We start from the raw sequence: 7,310 nt of genomic DNA on the forward strand, positions 1-7,310 counted from the left end.
CCCGGTAAGTCCGATGCCGCGGCCCCCGGCTCGGAACCGGGGGCCGCGGCATCTCCATCAGCGTCTGCCGTACGTCAGTTCCTGCCCTTGGTGACGACCCACTTGCCGCCCACCCAGTTGCCGACCGTCTCGTAGCCGGAGCGGAAGGAGCCGAGCCAGTCGAGCTTGAGGGAGGCTTCGGCGGTGGACTTGACGGGGGTGTAGCTGCTCGCGTCGGTGGCCGAACCGCCCGTGGTGTTCTTGGCGTAGTACGGGAAGGGGTAGACCGGACGGGAGGCGGTGGTGTTCCCGCTGCTGTCGACCGACTTCGTCGTCAGGCTCGCCGGGGCGTCGCCCTTGGTGACCCAGTCGGTGATCGCGGTCAGCGCGTCGAAGGTGTCCGGGCCCTGGCCGCCGCCGCAGTGTGCGACGCCGGGGAGCAGGAAGAGGCGGGCGAAGGTCTTGGTGGCCGCCTCGCCGCCCATGACCTTCTCAACTGCCTTGTAGTAGGCCATCGTTCCGACGGCCGGGATGTGCTGGTCGCCGAGGCCGTGCCAGAGGATCAGCTTGCCGCCGGCCTTCTTGAAGGCGGTGAGGTCGGGGTCGGTGGCGTCGTACATGCCCTCGCCCAGCCGCATGACCTTCTTGTAGTAGGCGGCCGTGAACTTGATGTCCTTGTACGTCAGGGTCGGTTGGGGGCTGTCGAAGATCTGGTAGCGCAGGGTCTCCCGGACGAAGCTGATGTCGCCGCTGGCGCCGGTGGCGGTGGCCGGGGTGATGATCCCGGCCCAGTTCAGCTCGGAGCCGCGCAACTGGTAGCCGGGGTAGAGGAGTTGGCCGTGTTCGTCGGTGGGTCCGGCGTAGATGCGGCGCAGGGTGGTGACCTGGTCGGCGGTCAGGCAGTACGCGTCGGACGTCGAGGTCTGGCCGGCCTCGCACTGGATGGTGCCGGGGTCCCAGGTGCAGCTCAGCGGGTCGGCGATGATGCCGTCGGCGGGGGCGCCGCAGCCCTTGAGCACAGCCTTGTGGAGGTCGGCGAGGTCGGCGTTGGTGATGGTCGCCGGGCCAGCGTTCAGGTACACGGACTGGGCGGTCCAGGCGTGCGAGAAGGTATTCAGCGCGGTGAAGTTGTTGGCCGGGGCGCCGGCGATGACGCCGTCGAAGTCGGTCGGGTAGCGCTGGGCCTCGGTGAGGGCCTGGTGGCCGCCCTGGGAGCAGCCGTCGAAGTAGGAGTGGGTGGCTGCCTGGCCGTAGTACTGCTTGATGATTGCCTTGGCGGCCTGGACCAGTTCATGGTCGGACTTGTAGCCGAAGTCGGCGCGCAGGGTCGGGTCGGTGGAGAAGAGGCCGCCGCCCTGGTAGTGGCCCTCGTCGCTGGAGGCGACGGCGAAGGCGCCGGTGGTCAGCGGGACGCAGCCGGTCGAGGCGGGGGCGCTGGTGACGTTCACGTTGCCGCAGAGGCCGCCGCAGCCGACCTGGAGGTAGTTGGCCTGCCAGCCGGTCTGGGGCAGCTTGATCTCGAAGTGGAGTTGCGGGGCGATGACGCCCTTGACGTCACAAGCGGCCCAGTTTCCAAGGGTGTTGGCGCTCGCGGCGAGCTCGGTGGCCGAGGTGATCTCGAAGGGCACGCCGGGGACGGCGGCGGCCAGGTCGAGCTGGGCGATGCCGGAGCAGGACATGGCCGGCGTGATGCCCGCGGTCGTGGTGCTCGCCGAAACGGCCTTCGCCGACGCCGGGTCGGCGGCCTGCGCACTGCCCGTGGTGCTGCCGGCCAGCGCCACGCTCGCACCGGTGACCAGTGCGACGACTGCGGCGAGGGTGGCTGTGAAGGTGGCCGAATTCCACCGATGCCTTCTGAACAGCTGGGGCATGCCGGGTACTCCGTTCGATCGCCGGATCGGGGTTCGTGCCGAGGTGCCGTGACAGGCGTGGAAACCGGTGGGCGCGCTACGGCCGAGGCCGGCTCCACGATGGAGGCACGGCGAGGAACGTAGCTCTCCGAAAATCCGTGCGCAATACCGTCGCCGAGATTGTTAACGATTTCGTCGAAACTTTCTGCCGCGCCAGCCACGGATACGCGCGATCAGTACCAGATCCGCGTGAAATCCCCCCGCCCCCTTCCCGTCCTTTTTTCTGCGCGAACCATTGTTTGTACCGACCGTTAGGTCTATTTTATCGCCAGCCGCACCGGAGCTGCGAAAGGAGGCAGGCATGCCCGCCGCCCGGGTCGTCGCGACCGGCACGCGCCGCTCTCGCGCCGTATGCCCCCGACGCAGTCAGATCCAGAGCCGCCCTCTGCACCTCCGCTCACCCACGGAAGGCCGCTGATGTCCCAGACACAAACCCCGCTCCCGGAGACCGAGGAGAGATCTCTCTCCACCACCCGCAACGTCCTCGTCATCGTGGCGCTTGTGTGGACCGTCCAACTGGTCGCGCTGGTCGCCGCGTTGTCCGGCATCGCGCAGGCCGATGTCGCGATCCACTTCCGGACCACGAACATCGCCTGGTTCACCCTGATGACCCTGCTGACCGGGACCTTCTTCCTGCCTTTCGCCGTCAAGGCCGCGGCGATCTTCGGCAAGAAGCGCGTCCTGCTCGCCGCCACCGGCCTCGGCTTCGTCGGCGACCTGCTCGCCGCCGTCGCCACCGACTACCGCACCCTGCTGATCGGGCGCGGCATCGCGGGCATCTACGCGGCCACCGCCCCGCTCGCCTACGCGATCACCCGCGACGTGTTCCCCCGCCGTTGGGTCGGCCTCGCCAGCGGAATCCTCGCGGGCGGGATCGGCCTCGTCGCCTTCGGCGGGCCTTTCCTGTCCGGCTGGCTCCTGGACGACTACGGCTTCCGCGGCGTGCTGTGGTTCATGGCCATCAGCACCGCACTGAGCTTCGTCCTGGTGGCCGCCTTCGTGCCGGAGAGCCCGATCCGTGCGGTGGCCGGCCGGATGGACTGGGCCGGAGGAATCCTCCTCGGCGGCGGGATCACCGCGCTCGTCTACGCCGTCGGTGAGGGGTCGAACTGGGGCTGGAGCAGCGGCAAGTTCATCACCTGGGTCGTCGCGTCGGCCGTCATCTTGATCGTCTTCGTGCTCGTCGAGCGCCGGGTCGCCGAACCGCTGTTCCCGTCGGCCATGACCCGGCGTCGTCCGGTGTGGACCGTGCTTCTGGCGACATCCGTCGCGGCCGGCGCACTCAGCGCCGTCGGCGTGGTGATCCAGCTGCTGATCCTGATGCCGAAGATCCCCACCATCTCCGACGGCCTGGGCTGGTCCGGGACCCACAACGCCATCGTCACCAGTCCGATCAGCGCCATGATCATCGTGGGGGCCGTCGGCACCGGCATGCTCGCCCGCCGGATGGACTCGCGGATCCTGCTGGGCGTCGGTGCCCTGCTCGCGATATTCGGTTACGGTCTCGGCACCCACCTGCACCACAGCGCCCCGCAGATCATCGGGATGGGTGTGTTCGCCGGGCTGGGCACGGGCATCGTCATGGCCAGTGTGCCCATCATGATCATCGAGGCGGTGACCCCAGAGGAGCAGGCGCTGGCCAACGGCGTCCAGACCCTCGGTATGGGCGTCGCGCAGATCATCGTCTCCCAGGTGGCCTTCGTCGTGATGGCGCAGCACGGGGCCGTCCTCAAGGGCACCCAGTTCTACCTCGACGCCGGCTTCACGAACGGCCTCTGGCTGGTCGTCGGATGCGTCACCGTGGGCGCGGCACTCGTTCTCCTGATCCCCAAGACCAAGCACCTCGACGAGGTGGTGGTCGGCCAGGCGCTCTGACGCCACGCGGACAGCCCCGTACACGCCGGTTCAGACGTTCCGCACGTACTCGGCGGCCGCGTCGAGCAACCAGTCCGCCAGATAACCGGCGAAGGAGGAACGGACCAACACCCAGAATCCGGCGCCTGGTTCGTCCCGGGCGACCAGCACGACTTGGGCGCGGGCCAGCGTCGTCTGGGCGCACCGTCCAGGACCGAAGGCACGCGGGTGCAGATCCAGCGGGCAACCGTGGGCGAGCAGATCGCGGGCACGGGCGCCCGAGACGAGGAGGGTGGTGCGCTGGGCGGAGACATCGGTGACGGCGATGTGTTCGTCACCGGCCGCCGCCCTGATCCGGTTCTCCACGTCCCGCTGGGTGTCCGGCGGTCCCACCACGAGCCACTCGTCCGGGCCGAGCCACAACACGGTCAACTCCCCTGCCCGCACCGCCGCGTTGGGCTCAAGGGGCAGGGACAGGCCGAGCGCGAGTCCTACGGCGTCCGCCGCCGCGCCCTTCGCGTCGAGCCGGAGGTTCACCTGGGCCAGAAAGGGGAGTTCGGCCAGCCGGATCGCGCCGCCGGAGGATCGGGTGGTGGCCGCCAGCCGGTCGGCGGCGCCCGCGAGGGGGCTGCGGCGCGGGACGGAAAGGGCGGTGTCAGCCATCGCGGCGGGCTCCCTCGGGGTCGTAGAGGACGGGGCTTGCGACCGTCACCGGGATCAACCGGTCGCCCACGGGGGCGTAGAGGCGTTCGCCGATGCGGTCGCGGCCGCCCTTGATCAGGGCGAGGGCGAAGGTGCGGCCGAGGGCGGCGCTGCGGTAGCTGGAGGTGACGTGGCCGAGCATCGGGACGGGCGGGGCCGGGAGCACGCTGTCCGCGATGAGTTGGGTGCCCTCGGGGAGGAAGGCGGCGGGGTCCTCGGGGAGCAGGCCGACGAGGTGTTTGCGGTCGGGGCGGACGGCGTCGGCGCGGGCGTAGGAGCGCTTGCCGATGAAGTCGGGCTTCTTCTTCGAGACCGCCCAACTCATGCCGAGATCCTGCGGAGTAACCGTGCCGTCGGTGTCCTGGCCGATGATCGGGTAGCCCTTCTCGGCGCGCAGGACGTGCATGGTCTCGGTGCCGTACGGCGTGATGCCGAAGGGGGCACCGGTCTCGTACAGCGCCTCCCACAGGGCGAGGGCCTCCCAGGGTGACACGTTGATCTCGTAGGCGAGTTCGCCGGAGAAGCTGATCCGGCACACCCTGGCCTCGATGCCGGCGACGGTGGTGTCCCGCCAGGCCATGAACGGGAAGTCGTCGTTGTCTACGGCCAGTTGGGGTGCGAGGGCGCCGAGCACTTCGCGGGAGCGGGGGCCGACCAGGGCGACGGTGGCCCACTGTTCGGTCACCGAGGCGCAGTGGACGCGGAGTTCGGGCCACTCGGTCTGGTGCCACTCCTCCATCCAGTCCAGTACGGCGGCCGCGTTGCCGGTGGTCGTGGTGACCAGGTAGCGGTCAGGTGCGAGGCGGATGGCGGTGCCGTCGTCGAAGACCATGCCGTCCGGGCGGCACATGACGCCGTAACGGATCATGCCGACCTTCAGGTTGCTCATCATGTTGGTGTAGAGCCGGTCCAGGAAGACCGGCGCGTCCGGGCCCTGTACGTCGATCTTGCCGAGCGTGGAACCGTCCATGAAGGCGACGCTCTCGCGTGCCGCCGCGCACTCGCGCAGGACGGCGCTCTCCATGTCCTCGCCGGCGCGCGGGTAGTACCAAGGCCGTTTCCACTGGCCGACGTTCTCGAACAGCGCGCCCTGCATGACGTGCCAGTCGTGCAGCGCGGTCGTACGGATCGGGTCGTGCAGCGCGCCCCGGTCGCGGCCGGCGAGGGTGGCGAAGGAGACGGGTGTGTACGGCGGGCGGAATGTCGTCGTACCGAGCAACGACACGTCCACGCCGAGGAGTTCGGCCACCACGCCGCTGGCCAGAACACCCGAGGTCTTCCCCTGGTCGTTGGCCGTGCCGGCCGTCGTGTAGCGCTTGGTGTGTTCGACCGAGTCGAGGCCGGCGGCGGTGGCACGGGTCAAGTCGGCGACGGTGACGTCTCGTTGGAGGTCCACGAAGCGGGGGGCGTCACCGGCGCCGGGGACGTCGAAGACGTGCATGGCGGGGGTGTGGGGTTCGCCGGTCACCTGGGGCAGGGAAGGCGGTTCGGCCGTGTAGCCCTCGGCCTCTGTCGCCCGAACCCCTGCGGCCGCGCCCTGCAACAGGGCTCCGGCCAGGTCGAATTCACCGTTCGCGCCGCCCGCGACCTCGACCAGCTGACGGCAGGTGTCGGGGACGAAGGAGCCGAGGGTGTCGTCGTAGCGGAGTTTGCCGCCTGCCTGGCTGAAGAGGTGGGCGACGGGGTTCCAGCCGCCGGAGACCAGGAGGAGGTCGGCGGCGAACCGCCTTGTCGTGCCCTTGGTTTCGCCGTACGGGGCGACCGTCACGGCGGTCAGGCGTGGGGCGCCCTCGGTGCCCACGACCGCGTGTCCGGTCAGTACCTCGATGCCTGCCTCACGGGCTCGGCCCGCCCACTCCTGCGGCTCGGACGGGCGGGTGTCCACGATCGCCGCGACCTCCACGCCTGCCGCCGCCAGGTCCAACGCGGCTGCGTACGCGGTGTCGTTGGTGGTGAAGACGACGGCGCCACGGCCGGGGAGGACGCCGTAGCGATGGACGTAGGCGCGGGACGAGGCGGCGAGCATCACGCCGGGGCGGTCGTTGTCCGCGAAGGCGAGTGAGCGCTCGTGGGCGCCTGTTGCGAGGACGACGCGGCGGGCGCGGATGCGCCAGACGCGTTCTCGGGAGACGTGGGCGGGGGCCGCTGCGCCGAGGTGGTTGGTGCGGCGTTCCACGGCGAGGAGGTGGTTGTCGTCGTAGTGGCCGAAGACGGTGGTGCGGCGGAGTACGCGTACGTCGGGTGCCGCGGCGAGCTCCTCGCTCAACTCGGCTACCCAGTCGAGGAGTTGAGCCGTGTCCAGCAGGCTTCCGCCCAGTTCGGGGCGGTCGTCGGCGAGGATCACTCGGGCTCCGGTGCGGGCTGCGGCTGCGGCGGCTGCGAGGCCGGCCGGGCCCGCGCCTACGACGAGCAGGTCGCAGTGGGCGTGGACGGCGTCGTAGCGAGCCGGGTCGGGTTCCGTGGCCAGGCGGCCCTGGCCCGGGAGGCTGGTCGCGACCAGGCCGTCGTACAGCTCGACGGTCGTTGCCGGGAGCATCGGCTCGGGGAAGGGGGCCTCGATCTGGATGACGGCGTTGGGTTCCTCGACGCCGGCCGTGAAGATGCCTCGGGGGCGGCCGAGTTTGATGCTGGTGCCGGTTTGGATGACGCCGTTCGCGAGGAGGGCGGAGGCGAGGGTGTCGCCTTTGTAGCCCGTGTATTCGGTGCCGTCGAAGGTGAAGGTGAGGGGGGTATCTCGGTGGATTCGGCCGTGGGTGGGGTGGCGGAACGGATGGGTTTCTTCGCCCCCGCCGCCCCTACCCGTCCCATCCTCCTGGGGCTCTGCCCCTTCGACCCCGTTCCCAGGGGGCTCCGCCCCCTGGGAAC

At 70.0% G+C, this 7,310-nt stretch carries 4 protein-coding genes; 1 reads left to right on the forward strand and 3 read right to left on the reverse strand.

Going from position 1 to position 7,310, the window contains the following annotated elements:
* Positions 1–74: 74 nt before the first annotated feature.
* Positions 75–1,850 carry a tannase/feruloyl esterase family alpha/beta hydrolase gene (locus ACNFOC_RS47790; protein ID WP_416965271.1) on the reverse strand — a complete coding sequence of 592 codons (1,776 nt, stop codon included), beginning with the start codon at positions 1,848–1,850 and terminating at the stop codon, positions 75–77.
* A 456-nt stretch (positions 1,851–2,306) separates the two neighbouring features.
* Here ACNFOC_RS47790 and ACNFOC_RS47795 point away from each other — a divergent pair, with 456 nt between their 5' ends.
* On the forward strand, positions 2,307–3,764 hold the full coding sequence (locus ACNFOC_RS47795; protein ID WP_416965272.1) for an MFS transporter: 1,458 nt from the start codon (positions 2,307–2,309) through the stop codon (positions 3,762–3,764).
* A gap of 30 nt (positions 3,765–3,794) precedes the next feature.
* On the opposite strand, the gene ACNFOC_RS47800 is transcribed toward ACNFOC_RS47795, so the two are convergent.
* Both ACNFOC_RS47800 and ACNFOC_RS47805 read right to left on the reverse strand, forming a co-directional pair.
* Positions 3,795–4,406: a sarcosine oxidase subunit gamma gene (locus tag ACNFOC_RS47800; RefSeq protein WP_416965273.1), complete on the reverse strand. Its 612-nt coding sequence runs from the start codon at positions 4,404–4,406 to the stop codon at positions 3,795–3,797.
* Positions 4,399–7,310, reverse strand: a 2,912-nt coding sequence (locus ACNFOC_RS47805) for a 2Fe-2S iron-sulfur cluster-binding protein (RefSeq protein WP_416965274.1), incomplete at its 5' end; no start/stop codon positions are given. The genes ACNFOC_RS47805 and ACNFOC_RS47800, both read right to left, overlap by 8 nt.

It is taken from the genome of Streptomyces colwelliae, from assembly GCF_048158785.1.
Taxonomy (GTDB): domain Bacteria; phylum Actinomycetota; class Actinomycetes; order Streptomycetales; family Streptomycetaceae; genus Streptomyces.